We start from the raw sequence: 17,585 nt of genomic DNA on the forward strand, positions 1-17,585 counted from the left end.
TCATTCACGGAAAACGCACAATCGCAGATGCACCCGTAGCCGGGGAGGGGAGATAACGCGGGGAGGCCAGAGACGCTCGATGCGGGGCGGGATCGCCGCCAGCAACGTCAGTAACAGCGCGACAGCCAGTAAGGCGCCTTCGAACAGCACCGGCGGCGATGCCAGTAGAGATTTCGCGCTCAGCTCGCAGGGCGTCACCGGCGCTTCCGCCGTCTCTGGTCCCTGCTGGGCCGATTGCGTCACGGCCGTGGCGTTCATGACAAGCGCATGCAGCCCGGCCATACGCTGCGCGGTGCATACCAGCACCACCAGACAGGCAAGGGCTACAAGAAGAATGGCTTTTCGCTGTCGCTTAATCATTATCGCCTCAATAATTCACGAGGCTTATCTTATCGGGCGGGCAGGTTTTAGCAATGTTAAAGCTGTAAAGAAGTGTCTGTAAGACAGGGGATTTTCCTCTCCCCGGATGGGGAGAGGAAGCGTGCGAGGGACAATCAGAGCTTTTCGCCGTTGCTGGCGATGACGTCTTTGTACCAGTTGAAGCTTTTCTTGCGCGAGCGGGACATGTCGCCGGTACCATCGTCATGCTTGTTGACGTAGATAAAGCCGTAGCGCTTGCTGTACTGCCCGGTGGTGAAGGAGACGCAGTCGATGCAGCCCCACGGGGTGTAGCCCATCAGATCGACGCCATCATAGGTGACCGCTTTGATCATCTCTTCCACGTGGGCGCGGAGATAGTCGATACGGTAGTCGTCGTTGATGCTGCCGTCTGCTTCGACTTTGTCGTAAGCGCCAAAGCCGTTTTCTACGATAAACAGCGGTTTCTGGTAGCGTTCATACAGTTCGCACAGCGCGTAGCGCAGGCCAACCGGGTCAATCTGCCAGCCCCAGTCGGACGCTTTCACGTGCGGGTTCGGCACGCTGCCTTCAAAGCCAGAGATCGCATCGCCGCTGCCGCCTTCCGCTTTGACCGCGTTGGTCATGTAGTAGCTGAAGCCGAGATAATCGCAGGTGCCTTCACGGAGGATCTGCTCATCGCCGGCTTCCATTACGATGTTGAAGCCGCGGCGTTCCCATTCGTTCAGGACGTAGGTCGGGTAGTAACCGCGCAGCTGTACGTCGGTAAAGACGTAGCGTTCACGCATGGATTCCTGAGCGAACATCACATCTTCAGGTTTACAGGAGAACGGATAGAGCGCCACCATCGCCAGCATGCAGCCAACCTGCATCTGCGGGTTGATGCGCCGCGCCGCCTTCACCGCCAGGGCGCTGGCAACGAACTGGTGATGCAGCACCTGGTACATGGTCTCTTCCGGGTTTTCATGCTCGGTATAGACCACGCCGGAGCAGCAATAGCCGAACAGCGGCGCGCGCCAGTTACGCTGGTTGTTGATCTCGTTAAAGGTCATCCAGTATTTCACTTTGTGCTTATAGCGCTCGAACACCACTTCAGCGAAACGCACAAAGAAATCGACCACTTTACGGTTGGTCCAGCCACCGTACTGCTGCACCAGATGCAGCGGCATTTCAAAGTGGGAGAGGGTGATAACCGGCTCGATGTTGTATTTCAGCAGCTCATCAAACATGTCGTCATAGAACTTCAGCCCTTCTTCGTTGGGCTGCGTTTCATCACCCAGCGGGAAGATACGGGTCCAGGCGATGGAGGTACGGAAACATTTGAAGCCCATCTCGGCAAACAGTTTGATGTCTTCTTTGTAGCGGCCATGGAAGTCGATGGCTTCATGGTTCGGATAGTATTTCCCGGCTTCCACTTCATGGGTGATTTCGCGCGGAACGCCGTGAGCGCCGCCGGTCAGTACGTCACAAATGCTCGGGCCTTTGCCGTCTTTATTCCAGCCGCCTTCCACCTGGTGCGCCGCTACCGCGCCGCCCCACAAAAAGTCTTTCGGTAAAGTGATTTTTTTCATCTTTGCTGATCTCATCAAATAGCATCTGATTTTGAGTCTAACAAAGGGAATATAAATGTCACGATATAACAATTCCCGCGACGTGGAATATGTTACATCGAAAAAACAGGGTGTTATTTTCAGGCCAGTTTGCGGGCTAATTTACGTCCGAGGGATTCCAGAATATATATGACCGGAATTTGGGTCGTAATATCGTATACGCCGCCAATGCGGGTTTGCGGCACGTGCCAGGAGAGGTTGAAGTCCGCAAGCTTTGCCAGCCGCGAGTGTTCATGGCTGGTGACCGACATCACCTTGCAGTTGTGCAGGCTGAACTGGCTGGCGAAGCGCAGGATCTCTTCGGTTTCCCCGGAGACGGACAGGACGATCGCCAGTGCGTTACGGGCCATATCGTTGGTTACCGGGAAATAAGGGTCGTCGATATGGTTGCTGAATTTTCCGACGTTAGAGAAAAAACGTGCGCCATATTTCGCGAGGGCGCCGGAGGTGCCAGCACCAACAAATATAATACGCTCTGAAGCCAGAATAATATCGACGGCGCGGTCGAGTAAATTATCAAATTCGTCATTATTGACGCTTTTAAAAAAGCTCATGATTTCGCTGGCGCCGATATTTGCCTGTTGAGGCTCGTTCTGCTCGAGATATAATTTAAAGCGTACGCGAAACTCCGAGTATCCTTCACACTGCAGTTTGCGACAAAAGCGCAGGACGGTCGTCGTGGAGACGCCGGAGGCTTCTGCCAGTTCGCGAATGGTCATGTACATCACCTTGTCACGATTTTTGATGACGTAGTGGTAGACCATCATCTCAAGATTATTGAGACTGGCGATCGCAGCGTGGGAGAACATGCTCACAGTAACAACTCACAATTCATAATGACCAGGAGGGAATTATATCATGCAGCCGAATGACATAACTTTTTTTCAACGCTTTCAGGACGACATCCTTGCCGGGCGGAAAACGATCACCATCCGCGATGCTGCCGAATCGCATTTTAAAACCGGGAACGTGCTGCGGGTTGGTCGCTATGAAGATGACGGCTATTTTTGTACGATTCAGGTGGTGGCAACCTCGACGGTTACGCTCGATACGCTGACAGAACGCCACGCGCAACAGGAGAATATGACGCTGCCGCAGCTGCGCCAGGTGATCGGCGAGATCTACCCTGATGATGACCAGTTTTATGTTATTGAATTTAAAAAGCTTTAACAAAACAGCGAACGAGTGTTAGGCGAAAAATATAATTTAACTTGATGATTTTATTGAATTAACAAAAATACATCTTTTTATTTTAGCTAACAGGTGTTCACTGGAATCATTCTCAGTTACCCTAGGTGTGCATTGAAAGCGTTCTTGTTTTCGGAGTCAAATATGGTTCGCAAGCCATTAATCACACAGGGTTATTCTTTGGCAGAGGAAATTGCCAACAGTATCAGCCATGGAATCGGGCTGGTGTTCGGTATCGTCGGTCTGGTGCTCCTGCTGGTTCAGGCGATTGACAGCAACGCCAGCGCCACGGCAATTACCAGCTACAGCCTGTATGGCGGCAGCATGATCATGCTGTTTCTCGCGTCCACGCTCTATCACGCGATCCCTCATCAGCGGGCTAAGCAGTGGCTGAAAAAATTCGACCACTGCGCCATCTATCTGCTGATTGCCGGGACCTATACCCCTTTTTTGCTGGTGGGGCTCAATTCGCCGCTCTCACGGGGCCTGATGATCGTCATCTGGAGCCTGGCGCTGCTGGGGATTTTGTTTAAGCTCACCATCGCGCATCGCTTCAAGATCCTCTCGCTGGTGACCTATCTGACGATGGGTTGGCTGTCATTAATCGTGGTGTATCAGCTGGCAATCAAGCTGGCGGCAGGTGGCGTCACGCTACTGGCGGTGGGCGGGGTCGTCTATTCGCTGGGGGTTATCTTCTACGTCTGCAAGCGCATCCCTTATAACCATGCTATCTGGCACGGCTTTGTGCTGGGCGGCAGCGTCTGTCATTTCCTGGCGATCTATTTGTACGTCGGCCAGGTGTAACGAAAACGCCGCGCCATCGGGAGATCCCCGGCGGCGCGGCGGTTATCGGAACAGCAGGCCTGCGAGCCTTAACTCTCTTCTAACGAGTACGGCAGCGGAACGATGCTTAAGGTGCCGGCATCATCGCGCACGCGGAACACGCTGTCCGGCTCCATGTCGTTATTCATTACTACCTGCACCAGCAGATTGCCATCATCCAGCTGAACCGCGGCCAGCACGGTGCCGGTCCGGCGCCAGTTGTCGCCCATCTTCAGCTCAAGATCTTCCCCGGCCTGCGGCACGCGGCTGGCTTTACCCGCCAGATACCACAGCGCACGCTTGTTGGCGCCGCGGAATTTAGCTCGCGCGACCATCTCCTGCCCGGTGTAGCAGCCTTTTTTAAAGCTGATGCCGCCCAGCGCCTGCAGGTTAGTGGCTTGCGGAATGAACTGCGCGCTGTTGGCGCTGTCAATGACCGGCAGGCCCGCTTCGATATTCAACGCCAGCCACTGCTGGCTGTTGTTCAGTTGGGCATCGCTGCGCAGCGCATCGGTGATGCGGGTGGCGGTTGCGACATCGGTCACCAGCAGGAAACGCTCTGCCGGATGCTCAAACCACAGCAGGCTGGTGGCGCCGTCGGTCACCAGCGGTTTGTCGCTGCCGGGCAGCTCGCTAAACAGCGGCGCCAGCGCGGCGCGGGCCTGGAAACCAGCAACGCCCAGCAGGACGTGTTCATCGTCGGCGGCAATGGCGACTTTGGAGAATACCGCGTATTTTTTCAGTTCGGTCAGCTGCGCGTCGCGCAGGCTGCGGCGTTCGATCCAGGCATAGCCACCCTGGCGATGGAAGACCCGCAGGTTGCTCCACATCTTGCCCTTGGCATCACAGTGCGCGGCAAGCAGGTGCCGATCGTCGGTCAGCGCGCTGACATCGGCGGTAATCTGTCCCTGAAGATACTTCTCGGCATCCTTACCAGTTATCGTCGACAGCGCCCAGTCATCCAGCGTCATCAGCGTTAACGGCAGACGCGCGGAAGCGGAAGGCTGGCGCGGGGGAAAAGGTGTAAAAGCCATAGTCATGTCCTGAATAGCTTAACGCAGAGTGAGTCACTAATGGTAAAAGAGCTATGGTGCAATGCAAGCGCTTTTGGCAGGCGATTTGTGCCCTGATGAGCTAAACGAACTGACAACGAAGGTAGATAAAACCATGGTTAATTTATGGTTTTTTGCGAGTGGCGTTCTCTGTTTGCGATATTGCTGTAAAGTAAGTGCAAAAAACGGGTTAAACTAACCTACTAATAACATTCATCAGGCCGCATCCCGCTAACCTGAAGAATGCACTGTGTATCTTTATGCTGGAAGGACAACATGGACATTACTAATAAAGCCCGTATCCACTGGGCATGCCGCCGGGGTATGCGCGAACTCGATATCTCTATCATGCCGTTTTTTGAGTATGAGTACGATACGCTCAGTGATGACGACAAGCTGCTGTTCATTCGTCTGTTAGAAAACGACGATCCGGATCTGTTCAACTGGCTGATGAACCATGGCGAACCGGCGGATGCGCAACTGCAACGGATGGTAAAATTAATCCAGACTCGGAATCGGGAACGTGGTCCTGTGGCAATCTGATTTACGCATCTCCTGGCGTTCGCAGTGGTTTTCACTGCTGCTTCACGGCATTGTGGCGGCGATAGTGCTGCTCATGCCCTGGCCGCTGAGCTACACACCGCTATGGCTGTTACTGCTGTCGCTGGTGGTGTTTGACTGCGTTCGCAGCCAGCGGCGGATCCACGCCTGTCGGGGAGAAATAAAACTGCTGACTGATTCGCGTCTGCGCTGGCAAAAAGTGGAGTGGGAGATCGTCGGTACACCCTGGGTGATTAACAGCGGTATGCTGTTGCGCCTGCGGGAGAGCGAAACGCACCGCAGCCAGCATTTGTGGGTTGCGGCGGACAGTATGGACGCAAAAGAGTGGCGCGATTTGCGCCGGTTGGTATTACAAAAACCGGCGCAGGATTAAGAGCCAGTCAGGCGAACTGCTCAGCCATCTCGCCGAGGATCTGCTCGCACCAGTTCTGCAGGCGATCGTCGCTCATCTCATACTGGTTTGTTTCATCAAGCGCCAGGCCAACGAACAGCTGGCCATCGGCGATAATCGGTTTCTGGCTGGTGAATTCGTACCCTTCCGTCGGCCAGTAACCGATAAACTTCACCCCTTTGGTGATTAACTTATCGTGCAGCATGCCCAGCGCGTCGAGGAACCATTCGCCGTAGCCCAGTTGGTCGCCCATGCCGTACATCGCCACAATTTTATCCTGCAGATCCAGGGTGTCTAACTGCTGCCAGATAGCGTCCCAGTCTTCCTGAATCTCGCCGAAATCCCATGTCGGAATACCGAGGATCAGCACGTCATATTCTGTCATCAGGGCAGGGGAATCATCTTTCAGATTGTGCAGCGTCACCAGTTCCGGACCGATGATATCGCGAATCTTCTCCGCCGCCATCTCGGTGTAGCAGGTGCTGGAGCCGTAAAAAAGACCTATGTTCATGGGGTAAACATCTCAATTCATGCTGTGACTTTGCGCTTAGTTTATCAGAAAGGCACCGCCGGCCGCATACTTAAGGTTGTATGTTCAACGTCTGAGAGCACCGCGCTGCCGTTTTTGCCCAGCAGGGCAACTAATTTGGGTATACTGGAGCCGTTTTAACGAGCAAAGAGGCCGATGTGGAACAGGATCTTGCACGAATCGAACAGTTTCTCGATGCGTTGTGGCTGGAGCGTAACCTTGCTGAAAATACGCTCAGTGCCTACCGACGGGATCTGACCATGGTGGTGGAATGGCTGCACCATCGCGCGTTGACCCTGATAAGCGTTAGCGGCGAAGACCTGCAGGCGCTGCTGGCTGAAAGACAAACCGGCGGCTATAAAGCCACCAGCACCGCGCGCTTGTTAAGCGCCGTGCGCCGCTTCTTTCAGCATCTGTACCGGGAAAAAGTACGCCCGGACGATCCCAGCGCGTTGCTGGCGTCGCCGAAGCTGCCGCAGCGGCTACCGAAAGATCTGAGTGAAGCCCAGGTCGATCGCCTGCTGCAGGCACCGTTGGTCGAACAGCCTTTAGAGTTACGCGATAAAGCGATGCTGGAGGTGCTGTACGCCACCGGCCTGCGCGTATCGGAGCTGGTTGGCCTGACGATGAGCGATATCAGCCTGCGTCAGGGGGTGCTGCGGGTGGTCGGTAAGGGGAATAAAGAACGGCTGGTTCCGCTTGGCGAAGAGGCGGTGCTGTGGGTGGAGAACTACCTGGAGTACGGGCGTCCCTGGCTGCTCAACGGTGTGGCTTCCGATGTGCTTTTCCCCAGCCAGCGCGCGCAGCAGATGACGCGCCAGACTTTCTGGCATCGGATTAAGCACTATGCCGTACTGGCCGGCATCGATAGCGCGAAGCTTTCACCGCATGTGTTACGCCATGCGTTTGCCACGCACTTACTTAACCACGGCGCGGATTTGCGCGTGGTACAGATGCTATTAGGACATAGCGATCTCTCTACGACGCAGATCTACACCCACGTGGCGACCGAGCGTCTGAGACAACTTCATCAACAGCATCACCCACGGGCGTGAGTGCTGACTAAAAAGGACGATGTATGAAAAACGGTTTATTGATGTTCACTCTGCTGGCGGCAACGCTGTCCGGGGCCGCGCATGCTGACACAGCAGCCATCAAACAGTCATTGGCCAAGCTGGGTGTGCAGAGCACGGATATTCAGCCTTCTCCGGTTACCGGGATGAGCACCGTGCTGACCGACAGCGGCGTACTGTACGTGACTGATGACGGCAAACATGTCATCCAGGGGCCGATGTACGACGTCAGCGGCGCGCAGCCGCTTAACGTCACCAACGCGTTGCTGGTAGGCAAGCTGAACGCGCTGGAAAAAGAGATGATCATCTATAAAGCGCCGCAGGAAAAACACGTGATCACCGTGTTCACCGATATCACCTGCGGCTACTGCCACAAGCTGCACGAAGAGATGAGCGACTATAACGCGCTGGGGATCACCGTGCGCTACCTGGCCTTCCCGCGCCAGGGGCTGCAAAGCCAGGCGGAGCAGGATATGAAAGCGATCTGGTGTGCGAAAGATCGCAACAAAGCGCTGGATGACGCCATGGCCGGCAAAGGTGTACAGGCCGCGAGCTGCAACGTTGATATCAGCAAGCACTACACGCTTGGCGTGCAGTTTGGCGTGAACGGGACACCGGCGATGGTGTTGAGCAACGGCTACGTGCTGCCAGGTTATCAGGGGCCGAAAGAGCTGAAAGCCTTCCTTGATGAGCATCAAAAACAGACAAGCGGTAAATAATTCGCGTGAAACCACAGATACAACTACGCCGCCGCGAGGCGGTTGACGGGGCTGATTTACCTGGCGACCTGCCACCGCTGTTGCAGCGTCTGTACAGCAGCCGCGGTGTGCTGCGCGCCCAGGAGCTGGAACGCGGCGTCAAAGGCATGCTGCCATGGACGCAGCTGAACGGCATCGAGCGTGCGGTAGAGATGCTGTACAGCGCTTTCCAGCAAGAGCTTCATATCGTCGTGGTCGGCGACTTTGATGCCGATGGCGCTACCAGTACCGCACTGAGCGTTCTGGCGCTGCGTGCGCTGGGCTACAGCAAGGTCTCCTACCTGGTACCGAACCGGTTTGAAGATGGCTACGGGTTAAGTCCTGAGGTTGTCGATCAGGCCCATGCGCGCGGCGCGCAGATGATTATGACCGTCGATAACGGGATTTCATCGCATGCCGGCGTCGATCACGCACACGCGCTGGGGATCCCGGTGGTAGTGACCGATCACCATCTACCAGGCGATACATTACCGGCGGCGGAAGCCATCGTGAACCCCAATTTGCGCGACTGCGAGTTCCCGTCGAAATCGCTGGCTGGCGTGGGCGTAGCGTTCTACCTGATGCTGGCATTGCGCACTTTCCTGCGTGATAAAAACTGGTTTGAAACCCGTGGAATTGCCGCCCCTAATCTGGCAGAACTGCTGGATCTGGTGGCCCTGGGAACGGTAGCGGACGTGGTGCCGCTGGATGCCAATAACCGGATCCTGACCTGGCAGGGGCTGAGCCGTATTCGGGCCGGCAAGTGCCGTCCGGGGATCAAAGCGCTGCTGGAGATCGCCAACCGCGATCCGCAAAAGCTGGCGGCCAGCGATCTGGGTTTTGCCCTGGGGCCGCGGCTGAACGCGGCGGGCAGGCTGGATGATATGTCGGTCGGCGTGGCGCTGCTGCTGTGCGATAACGTCGGCGACGCGCGGATGCTGGCCAACGAGCTGGATGCGCTAAACCAGACCCGCAAAGAGATTGAGCAGGGCATGCAGGCTGAGGCGCTGACGCTGTGCGAGCAGCTTGAGCGCAGCGGCGATACCCTGCCAGGCGGGCTGGCGATGTATCACCCGCAGTGGCATCAGGGGGTGGTCGGCATTCTGGCGTCGCGCATCAAAGAGCGTTTTCATCGCCCGGTGATTGCCTTCGCGCCAACCGGCGACGGGCTGTTAAAAGGGTCCGGTCGCTCCATCCAGGGGCTGCACATGCGCGATGCGCTTGAGCGTCTTGATACCCTTAATCCTGGGCTGATCCTGAAATTTGGCGGCCACGCCATGGCGGCGGGGCTGTCGCTGGAAGAGGCGCGCTTTGCCGAGTTTCAGAAGTGCTTCGGCGATCTGGTCACCGAGTGGCTGGATCCGGCGCTGTTACAGGGCGAAGTGGTGTCCGACGGCCCGCTGGAGGCGACGGAGATGAGCATGGAAGTGGCCCATATGCTGCGTGAAGCCGGCCCCTGGGGCCAGATGTTCCCGGAACCGCTGTTTGACGGCCGTTTCCGCCTGCTTCAACAGCGACTGGTGGGCGAGCGTCATCTGAAGGTGATGGTCGAACCGGTCGGCGGCGGCCCGCTGCTGGACGGTATTGCCTTCAACGTTGATACTTCGATGTGGCCGGATAACGGCGTGCGCGAAGTGACGCTGGCCTATAAGCTCGATATTAATGAGTTCCGTGGTAATCGCAGCCTGCAGCTTATCATCGACCATCTCTGGCCGGTCTGACGAAAAAGCCGCCAATAAAGAGGCGCACTGAAGGGCGAAGTGTCTATAAAAGAGAGCGGGGATCCGGTACAATTCCGCTCTTATCACCGCATTTTGACGAATCCATTAAAAGAAAATCGACCATGTTTGAAATAAATCCGGTAAAAAACCGCATTCAGGACCTCACGGAGCGCTCTGACGTTCTCAGGGGGTATCTTTGACTACGATGCCAAGAAAGAGCGTCTGGAAGAAGTAAACGCCGAGCTGGAACAGCCGGACGTGTGGAACGAACCCGAGCGCGCACAGGCGCTGGGGAAAGAGCGTTCTTCACTGGAAGCCATCGTCGAGACGCTGGACCAGATGTCCCAGGGGCTGGAAGATGTCTCCGGGCTGCTGGAGCTGGCCGTTGAAGCCGACGACGAAGAGACCTTCAACGAAGCCGTTGCCGAACTGGACGTGCTGGAAGAGAAACTGGCGCAGCTTGAGTTCCGCCGTATGTTCTCCGGCGAATACGACAGCGCCGACTGCTACCTCGATATTCAGGCCGGTTCCGGCGGGACTGAAGCCCAGGACTGGGCCAGCATGCTGACGCGTATGTATCTGCGTTGGGCTGAAGCGCGCGGTTTTAAAACCGAGATTATCGAAGAGTCTGAAGGTGAAGTCGCGGGTATCAAATCCGTGACCATCAAGATTATCGGCGATTACGCCTACGGCTGGCTGAGAACGGAGACCGGCGTTCACCGCCTGGTGCGTAAGAGCCCGTTCGATTCCGGCGGCCGTCGCCATACCTCGTTCAGTTCCGCGTTTGTCTATCCGGAAGTGGATGACGACATTGATATCGAGATCAACCCGGCAGACCTGCGTATTGACGTTTACCGCGCTTCAGGTGCGGGTGGTCAGCACGTTAACCGTACGGAATCCGCGGTGCGTATTACCCACATTCCAAGTGGCTTAGTGACGCAGTGCCAGAACGACCGTTCACAGCACAAGAACAAAGACCAGGCCATGAAGCAGATGAAAGCCAAGCTTTATGAACTGGAAATGCAGAAGAAAAATGCCGAGAAGCAGGCGATGGAAGATACCAAATCCGACATCGGCTGGGGCAGCCAGATCCGCTCTTATGTGCTGGATGACTCCCGCATTAAAGATCTGCGCACCGGGGTGGAAACCCGCAATACTCAGGCCGTGCTCGACGGCAGCCTGGATCAATTTATCGAAGCAAGTTTGAAAGCAGGGTTATGAGGAACCAACATGTCTGAACAACAAGCACAGGGCGCTGACGCGGCAATTGACCTTAATAATGAACTGAAAAGCCGTCGTGAAAAGCTGGCTGCGCTGCGTGAGCAGGGTATCCCGTTCCCGAACGATTTCCGTCGTGACCATACCTCTGACCAACTGCACGCTGACTTCGATGCGAAAGAAAACGAAGAGCTGGAAGCGCTGAACGTTGAAGTCTCCGTTGCTGGCCGCATGATGACCCGTCGTATTATGGGTAAAGCGTCCTTCGTGACCCTGCAGGACGTTGGCGGCCGCATTCAGCTGTACGTGGCGCGTGACGATCTGGCAGAAGGCGTCTACAACGAGCAGTTCAAAAAATGGGACCTCGGTGACATCATCGCCGCACGCGGTAAGCTGTTCAAAACCAAAACTGGTGAGCTTTCTATTCACTGCACCGAACTGCGTCTACTGACCAAAGCCCTGCGCCCGCTGCCGGACAAATTCCACGGCCTGCAGGATCAGGAAGCCCGCTACCGTCAGCGTTATCTGGACCTGATCTCCAACGACGAATCGCGTAAAACCTTCAAAATTCGCTCCCAGATTCTGGCCGGTATCCGCCAGTTCATGGTTGGTCGCGACTTTATGGAAGTCGAAACCCCGATGATGCAGGTGATCCCTGGCGGCGCGTCTGCCCGTCCGTTCATCACCCATCACAACGCCCTGGATATGGACATGTACCTGCGTATCGCGCCGGAACTGTACCTGAAGCGTCTGGTAGTTGGCGGCTTTGAGCGCGTGTTCGAAATCAACCGTAACTTCCGTAACGAAGGGATCTCCGTTCGCCACAATCCAGAGTTCACCATGATGGAACTCTATATGGCGTATGCGGACTATAAAGATCTGATTGAGCTGACCGAATCCCTGTTCCGTACTCTGGCGCAGGATATTCTGGGCAACACCGCGGTGCCTTATGGCGATCAGACCTTCGATTTCGGTAAGCCGTTTGAAAAACTGACCATGCGTGAAGCTATCAAGAAATACCGTCCGGAAACCGAGATGGCGGATCTGGATAACTTCGATTCTGCGAAAGCTATCGCACAGGCCATTGGTCTGCACGTTGAGAAGAGCTGGGGTCTGGGCCGTATCGTGACCGAGATCTTTGAAGAAGTGGCGGAAGCGCACCTGATTCAGCCGACCTTCATCACCGAATACCCGGCAGAAGTTTCTCCGCTGGCGCGTCGTAATGACGAGAATCCGGAAATCACCGACCGCTTTGAATTCTTCATCGGCGGGCGTGAGATCGGTAACGGCTTTAGCGAGCTGAACGATGCAGAAGACCAGGCGCAGCGCTTCCAGGACCAGGTGAATGCGAAAGCGGCCGGTGACGACGAAGCGATGTTCTACGACGAAGACTACGTAACCGCGCTGGAACATGGTTTGCCGCCGACGGCTGGTCTGGGTATTGGTATCGACCGTATGGTGATGCTGTTCACCAACAGCCACACCATCCGCGACGTGATCCTGTTCCCGGCCATGCGCCCGGTGAAATAAGATCGACTGCGAATAACACAACCCCGGCTATCGATGCCGGGGTTTTTTTTGGTCTTAATTTCCGGGGAATACGTTTCCGCTAGCGGGTCATCGCAAGCGCGCGGCGTAGTTGCACAGCGCCTGGCGGGCATCCTGGTCATCCGCTTCAAGAACCATCCACGGACTGTAGGCCCATGGCGTTAAGGCGAGCCCCTGCAGCAGATCGTCAAGGCTGCACCACTGATAGTCCATCACCTCATCGGCATGGGGAGCGAGCGGGCTGGAGGTCGTGGCGGCATAAACCGGGCAGACTTCGTTTTCGACAATCCCATTTGGGGCGACCGCGCGATAGCGGAAGGCCGGGTGCACCGGCGTAATGTCGGTGATGGTGACGCCCAGCTCAAAATGGCTGCGTCGCCGGACGGCCTGCTCAAACGTTTCGCCCTCCTGCGGGTGGCCACAGACCGAGTTGGTCCAGACGCCAGGCCAGGCCTTCTTGCTCAGCGAACGACGCGTCACCAGTAGCTGCCCTTGTTGATCAAACAGCCAGCAGGAGAAGGCGAGGTGCAAAGCGGTATTGAGGGTGTGGGCAGCATACTTTTCCTGCATGCCAACCGGCTTATCTTGCTCATCGAGCAAAATGACGTGTTCCCCGGTCATGACAACTCCTGAAAGTAAAAAACAACTGGCATAAACGTGCCGGGTTATGCAATCAGGCACAGGGTAGCCGATAACGGTACGAAAGGCATTATCTAAACAAGCGGTAGGCAGGTGGTCAGCGCAGCGATGAAACCGGACACCACAAGCGTAGCGATTGGGGTTCTGCCAGTGGGCTGGTATGATAGTCATCCATAATGATGAGATGAGAGCTGTCTTAAGTGCAGGACGCCTGATGAGAAAACGCTTTTTTATCAAGATGATGTTGGTTTGTAGTCTGGTGATTGCCGGGTGTTCCAGTTCATCTGATTCCGGTTCCGTCTATACCGTGAAACGCGGTGACACGCTGTACCGTATTTCCCGGACGACTGGCACCAGCATCAAAGATCTGGCCCGACTGAACAATATCTCTCCGCCGTATACCATTGAAGTTGGGCAGCGTCTGAAGCTGAACCCGGCTGCCGGAACCAGCTCCTCGAAGAGCCGCTCGTCGGCGAAGAGCAGCACGCGCACTGCCGCGAGCAAGCCGCCTGCGGCTTTACCACCGGTCTCCTGGCCGCCGGTGGGGCAACGCTGCTGGCGCTGGCCGACCAGCGGGAAAGTCATTCTGCCTTATTCCTCGAGCGATGGCGGGAATAAAGGCATTGATATCGCTGGGACGCGTGGACAGCCGGTGTACGCCTCCGGGGCTGGCAAAGTGGTGTATGTTGGCAACCAACTGCGCGGTTACGGTAATCTGATCATGATTAAGCACAATGAAGATTACATTAGCGCCTATGCCCATAACGATAAGCTGATGGTCAATAACGGTCAGAGCGTGAAGATAGGACAGCAGATTGCCACCATGGGCAGCACCGATGCGGATTCCGTGCGCCTGCATTTCCAGATTCGCTATCGGGCGACGGCCATCGATCCGCTGCGCTATTTGCCGCCGCAGGGCAGCAAGCCTAAGTGCTAACCGGTTATTTTATCAGCAGTTAGTGTGGTTAAGTCTTGTAAGACGGTGCGTAAGGTCTATAATGGCCTACGCACCTCAAAGCGGGCGTAGTTCAATGGTAGAACGAGAGCTTCCCAAGCTCTATACGAGGGTTCGATTCCCTTCGCCCGCTCCAGATTTCTCCCCTTGTGGAGAAGCCTTAAAAGCCTTCTCTATCAGCAACTTAAATAGTTACCTATTTTAGTCGCCTATGGGTTCTACCATTGTGATCCGCCCTTGGTAACTGTCACGCTAAGTTACATGGTGAGATGACAGTATAACTCAGCGTTGGCGGCAGTTGCATCCTCACACCGCGACAGTAAAACGTGAAGAAAAAGCCCACCCTGGCATCGTTATGTCATCGACAGATTGATCACACGCATTTAAGCCCGATGTGCGGCCTTGTGGCTGCGTAAACAGGTGAATAGTGGTAATGCCCCGGTAGCTAAAGATCCGGCTCTGCCAGCGCTTCGCTCACGCTCCTAACGGTACACGAGCACCCTGATAAGGTGTGATTCTTCTGACAATCTGATGAAGTCGCTACGTTCCGCTTGTCTCCTTACCACTAACGGGGCTTTATGGCTTGTATTGTGCAAAATCTGCGCTACGCTACCTTTGACTACCCACAGCAAAGGATAAAAATTATGACAAAAGAACATTTTAAAGCGGCTGCACAGTATGACGATTGGGAAGGAAGCGTTGCAGCAGATGAGCTTGAGAAGAATAATTTCAGCGACTTCTTAAGAACGAAAGGAGTACTCAAACAAGGTGAAGTCGTCAAAGGCATCTCCCTTTATTCGGGTGTAAATCGCTTTGATGTGGAAGCGTACATCGCTGATGATAAAAACGTACTACGGAAAGAAGACATTCAGATTACCCTTGAAGAATTTTTCAAAACTTTCAAAAGGTTCTCTATCAAAATTTCTCGTAAAGGGGAGTTTGACGATCAAGAAATCGAGTTCAAAGAGTAAGGATAATAACTTCATGAGCATCTACTTCACTGAACATGGCATCGCTATCGAGTACCAAGTAGAAGGACGTTGGTCAGTCAAGGGAGATTATTTGCAGGTCAATCATGGCCCTAACATTCCAGGCGGCTTATACAAAATCAACGATGATAAAGTGAAATTCCCATTCGACTACAAAGAGGTTGAAGGAGTGATCGATACTGAAAAATTCACCTTCACCGTGAATGGTCAAGAGTACCCAATGAAGAGAATAAGAACTAATCCGTGGGATGTATAGCTGTATAGGGGGTATTGCGCCCCCTTGTATCATCCTCTCAAAGCCTGTAGCCACATCAGTCCTTTAACCCGCCTTCTTGCTTCTAGTTGCACAGCGCTTGCTGTAGTGTCGTTCCTGCCAACTTTATCCAGCCCGTGAAAGGGGCTGGCTCTCTCGTGGTGTTCACCGTGCCATAAACGAACGGTACTCGATAAGAGAATGGTTAACTGACAAACACCCCTGATGATGCGCCTACAGCGCTTTTATGGTGTCCCATCACGGCGCTTTATGGTTGCTATTACCTTTTTTATTTTTTCGCTCGATGTTTGCTAAAACTTTTTCTATCCATTTAGGCTCATCTTCGAGATCTGCATAGTGGCAATACTCTGGAACAGCTTTCCAGAATGCAGTTATTGCATCAGCAAATTCAACAAACTGCTCTTCTGAAACGTGTAAATCATCATGATTAGGTACGATCTGCGTCCCTCGAACATCGGTAGGGTGTGGGTAGTACTGAGGATAGTTGGATGATAGTGTTTGATGTGCAGCGCCGTCTCCATGCTTGTATACGTTTACTACCAAGTTACAGGCATTGATCCTTTCTCCGTATTCTGTTCCATTGATTTTGAGGCCAATCCATTCGAGAAAATCAGTAAGCTGATGGAATGTGAAATTCCAGATCATGGGAGTAATCAACTCTCGTTTGCACCAGTGGCTTAGCTCTTTGATAGTATGTTCTCGTAGTTTCTTATCGAACTGGTGATACATACCTGCTGTTAATGCCAACAACACGGTATTTTGCATCTCCAGAAGCGACCATACATAGTTAATTCCCTCATGATAGGCTTGCTCGTAAGCCGCCATTGGGTCATCGTTATCTGGATCAAAATACTCAGCAGTAGCCTCCAAAAACTGTTGTTCTCTCTTCTCTGCTTCTTGTTCTAAATCACCAAACTGAGAGAGAAGTCGTCGCCTTGCCTCAGAAACGTAAAATTCATGAGGTTCAAGAAAGTATGGAAGATCGCCTCTGGCGAGAAAGAAGGTGACAAAATTTTCTGTAGACATACATTTCCTCAATGAAGCGATAGACATTTTGAAGTTATGTTATCTTCGGTGAGGGTTAAAATCCTCCACTGATTCAATGGAATTGTCATTTGGTTTGAAATGCGGTAAAAGGATAAAATTCGTACTGTACGCTTTGCAGAAACAATCTGAAAATGAGGTGGTTATGAGTGAACGTTACGAATTTTTACCCAATTGTTTCCTGAAAGTCTCTATCTCCTCGGGTTACTTTACTGCCATCCTTGATGGTTCGCTTCCTCCTGATGCCCCTGGTTCTGTTCATGCTGATAATGCCACGCAAGTTATAGGGGTACTCGATTCTTATTTCCAATTGACTGACTCACAGCATCAAGGAATTGCTAATTATCTATGCTCTCAAGGGATGGAACTTTGATAGATTGGTTGCTTAATGTTGATAATCTGACCATGCTTGCCGCATGGGCTGGGTTTGCACTTGCTGTATTTCAGTTATTAAAATCTAGAACAGCGCTACGCCTTTTCTTGGGATGTGATCAGTATGAAGATCGAATTTACGTTTCCAATAAAAGCGCCCACGATGTGACGCTAAGTTCAGCGGGTGTTATAACCCCAAGTGGACGCCTTAGCGATTGTTCTAACGAACATTGCGACGAATACATGATCAGCCCGATGTTACCGCGTCGATTGAAAGCCCGTGATGAAATGATTCTGGAAGTACCATTCATCAACAAGGCTTATCATAATAAGGTGCATCATCGTGGAGGGGTGTATGTGACTACATCTGATGGAAAATTGTTCAGTGATGTTAGTTGGCTGCGTCGCCGTTGGTGGTGGTTATTGTCTATGATCCTGCGTGATACCAAACGGTGATTCCTGATACCACTCACCAGATAAAACTGGTGAACGGTTCTTTCTCCTT

21 protein-coding genes and 1 tRNA gene are annotated in these 17,585 nt (G+C 53.8%); 15 read left to right on the plus strand and 7 right to left on the minus strand.

The features are described 5' to 3' along the window. The 3 genes from ACMYSN_RS19090 to ACMYSN_RS19100 all read right to left on the minus strand — a co-directional run bounded on the left by ACMYSN_RS19090 (window position 1) and on the right by ACMYSN_RS19100 (window position 2,776). On the minus strand, window positions 1–360 hold the full coding sequence (locus ACMYSN_RS19090; protein WP_434670347.1) for a copper resistance protein: 360 nt from the start codon (window positions 358–360) through the stop codon (window positions 1–3). 134 nt (window positions 361–494) lie between these two features. Then, the gene (locus ACMYSN_RS19095; RefSeq protein ID WP_434670346.1) at window positions 495–1,928 is read right to left on the minus strand and encodes a 6-phospho-beta-glucosidase; all 1,434 of its coding nucleotides are present in this window, start codon (window positions 1,926–1,928) and stop codon (window positions 495–497) included. Window positions 1,929–2,047: 119 nt separating this feature from the next. Continuing rightward, complete coding sequence (locus ACMYSN_RS19100) at window positions 2,048–2,776, minus strand: MurR/RpiR family transcriptional regulator (protein ID WP_462498289.1); 729 nt, start codon at window positions 2,774–2,776, stop codon at window positions 2,048–2,050. Between the two features lie 49 nt (window positions 2,777–2,825). Between ACMYSN_RS19100 and yqfB the strand changes: the two genes are divergently transcribed. Both yqfB and trhA read left to right on the plus strand, forming a co-directional pair. Beyond that, window positions 2,826–3,137: an ASCH domain-containing protein gene (gene yqfB / locus ACMYSN_RS19105; RefSeq protein WP_462495802.1), complete on the plus strand. Its 312-nt coding sequence runs from the start codon at window positions 2,826–2,828 to the stop codon at window positions 3,135–3,137. Window positions 3,138–3,299: 162 nt separating this feature from the next. After that, a complete protein-coding gene (gene trhA, locus ACMYSN_RS19110; RefSeq protein WP_123756936.1) occupies window positions 3,300–3,959 on the plus strand; it encodes a PAQR family membrane homeostasis protein TrhA in 660 nt (219 codons plus the stop codon). A 68-nt stretch (window positions 3,960–4,027) separates the two neighbouring features. On the opposite strand, the gene ygfZ is transcribed toward trhA, so the two are convergent. Further along, window positions 4,028–5,011, minus strand: a complete 984-nt coding sequence (gene ygfZ / locus ACMYSN_RS19115) for a tRNA-modifying protein YgfZ (protein ID WP_462495803.1) — start codon at window positions 5,009–5,011, stop codon at window positions 4,028–4,030. Between the two features lie 294 nt (window positions 5,012–5,305). On the opposite strand from ygfZ, the gene sdhE reads away from it, so the two are divergent. Then, window positions 5,306–5,572 (plus strand): FAD assembly factor SdhE, encoded by a 267-nt coding sequence (sdhE, locus tag ACMYSN_RS19120; RefSeq protein WP_123756560.1) that lies wholly within the window; start codon window positions 5,306–5,308, stop codon window positions 5,570–5,572. After that, window positions 5,553–5,963: a protein YgfX gene (locus tag ACMYSN_RS19125; protein WP_462495804.1), complete on the plus strand. Its 411-nt coding sequence runs from the start codon at window positions 5,553–5,555 to the stop codon at window positions 5,961–5,963. The genes sdhE and ACMYSN_RS19125 overlap by 20 nt, the downstream gene beginning before the upstream one ends. A 7-nt stretch (window positions 5,964–5,970) precedes the next feature. Here ACMYSN_RS19125 and fldB read toward each other — a convergent pair whose 3' ends face one another. After that, window positions 5,971–6,492, minus strand: a complete 522-nt coding sequence (fldB, locus tag ACMYSN_RS19130) for a flavodoxin FldB (RefSeq protein ID WP_123756562.1) — start codon at window positions 6,490–6,492, stop codon at window positions 5,971–5,973. A 176-nt stretch (window positions 6,493–6,668) separates the two neighbouring features. On the opposite strand from fldB, the gene xerD reads away from it, so the two are divergent. The 5 genes from xerD (at window position 6,669) to lysS (ending at window position 12,789) form a co-directional block, all read left to right on the plus strand. Further along, on the plus strand, window positions 6,669–7,565 hold the full coding sequence (xerD, locus tag ACMYSN_RS19135) for a site-specific tyrosine recombinase XerD (protein WP_123756563.1): 897 nt from the start codon (window positions 6,669–6,671) through the stop codon (window positions 7,563–7,565). A gap of 23 nt (window positions 7,566–7,588) precedes the next feature. Next, window positions 7,589–8,302 (plus strand): bifunctional protein-disulfide isomerase/oxidoreductase DsbC, encoded by a 714-nt coding sequence (dsbC, locus tag ACMYSN_RS19140; RefSeq protein ID WP_123756564.1) that lies wholly within the window; start codon window positions 7,589–7,591, stop codon window positions 8,300–8,302. Window positions 8,303–8,307: 5 nt separating this feature from the next. Beyond that, entirely contained in the window at window positions 8,308–10,041 is a 1,734-nt protein-coding gene (recJ, locus tag ACMYSN_RS19145; RefSeq protein ID WP_462495805.1) for a single-stranded-DNA-specific exonuclease RecJ, read from the plus strand. Window positions 10,042–10,163: 122 nt separating this feature from the next. Beyond that, window positions 10,164–11,262, plus strand: a protein-coding gene (prfB, locus tag ACMYSN_RS19150) for a peptide chain release factor 2 (RefSeq protein WP_123756566.1) whose coding sequence is annotated in 2 segments (ribosomal slippage) — window positions 10,164–10,238 and window positions 10,240–11,262 — 1,098 coding nt in all. Because the reading frame shifts where the segments join, the coding sequence is not laid out codon by codon here. 9 nt (window positions 11,263–11,271) lie between these two features. Further along, complete coding sequence (lysS, locus tag ACMYSN_RS19155; protein WP_123756567.1) at window positions 11,272–12,789, plus strand: lysine--tRNA ligase; 1,518 nt, start codon at window positions 11,272–11,274, stop codon at window positions 12,787–12,789. A gap of 87 nt (window positions 12,790–12,876) precedes the next feature. On the opposite strand, the gene idi is transcribed toward lysS, so the two are convergent. Beyond that, the gene (gene idi / locus ACMYSN_RS19160) at window positions 12,877–13,428 is read right to left on the minus strand and encodes an isopentenyl-diphosphate delta-isomerase (RefSeq protein ID WP_462495806.1); all 552 of its coding nucleotides are present in this window, start codon (window positions 13,426–13,428) and stop codon (window positions 12,877–12,879) included. Between the two features lie 232 nt (window positions 13,429–13,660). On the opposite strand from idi, the gene actS reads away from it, so the two are divergent. The 4 genes from actS to ACMYSN_RS19180 all read left to right on the plus strand — a co-directional run bounded on the left by actS (window position 13,661) and on the right by ACMYSN_RS19180 (window position 15,646). Further along, window positions 13,661–14,383 carry an amidase activator ActS gene (actS, locus tag ACMYSN_RS19165; protein ID WP_462495807.1) on the plus strand — a complete coding sequence of 241 codons (723 nt, stop codon included), beginning with the start codon at window positions 13,661–13,663 and terminating at the stop codon, window positions 14,381–14,383. Window positions 14,384–14,463: 80 nt separating this feature from the next. Further along, window positions 14,464–14,537: transfer RNA gene (locus tag ACMYSN_RS19170), tRNA-Gly, on the plus strand. Window positions 14,538–15,045: 508 nt separating this feature from the next. After that, window positions 15,046–15,372: a hypothetical protein gene (locus ACMYSN_RS19175; protein ID WP_462495808.1), complete on the plus strand. Its 327-nt coding sequence runs from the start codon at window positions 15,046–15,048 to the stop codon at window positions 15,370–15,372. A 13-nt stretch (window positions 15,373–15,385) separates the two neighbouring features. Beyond that, window positions 15,386–15,646 carry a hypothetical protein gene (locus ACMYSN_RS19180; protein WP_462495809.1) on the plus strand — a complete coding sequence of 87 codons (261 nt, stop codon included), beginning with the start codon at window positions 15,386–15,388 and terminating at the stop codon, window positions 15,644–15,646. A 255-nt stretch (window positions 15,647–15,901) separates the two neighbouring features. Here ACMYSN_RS19180 and ACMYSN_RS19185 read toward each other — a convergent pair whose 3' ends face one another. Beyond that, window positions 15,902–16,690 (minus strand): hypothetical protein, encoded by a 789-nt coding sequence (locus ACMYSN_RS19185; RefSeq protein WP_462495810.1) that lies wholly within the window; start codon window positions 16,688–16,690, stop codon window positions 15,902–15,904. 163 nt (window positions 16,691–16,853) lie between these two features. Here ACMYSN_RS19185 and ACMYSN_RS19190 point away from each other — a divergent pair, with 163 nt between their 5' ends. Both ACMYSN_RS19190 and ACMYSN_RS19195 read left to right on the plus strand, forming a co-directional pair. Further along, on the plus strand, window positions 16,854–17,081 hold the full coding sequence (locus ACMYSN_RS19190) for a hypothetical protein (RefSeq protein ID WP_462495811.1): 228 nt from the start codon (window positions 16,854–16,856) through the stop codon (window positions 17,079–17,081). Then, window positions 17,078–17,536 carry a hypothetical protein gene (locus ACMYSN_RS19195; RefSeq protein WP_313851282.1) on the plus strand — a complete coding sequence of 153 codons (459 nt, stop codon included), beginning with the start codon at window positions 17,078–17,080 and terminating at the stop codon, window positions 17,534–17,536. Before ACMYSN_RS19190 ends, ACMYSN_RS19195 begins: the two co-directional genes overlap by 4 nt. The last annotated feature ends 49 nt before the right edge of the window (window positions 17,537–17,585 follow it).

It is taken from the genome of Klebsiella sp. R445 (assembly GCF_051131755.1).
GTDB lineage: Bacteria > Pseudomonadota > Gammaproteobacteria > Enterobacterales > Enterobacteriaceae > Klebsiella > Klebsiella lignicola.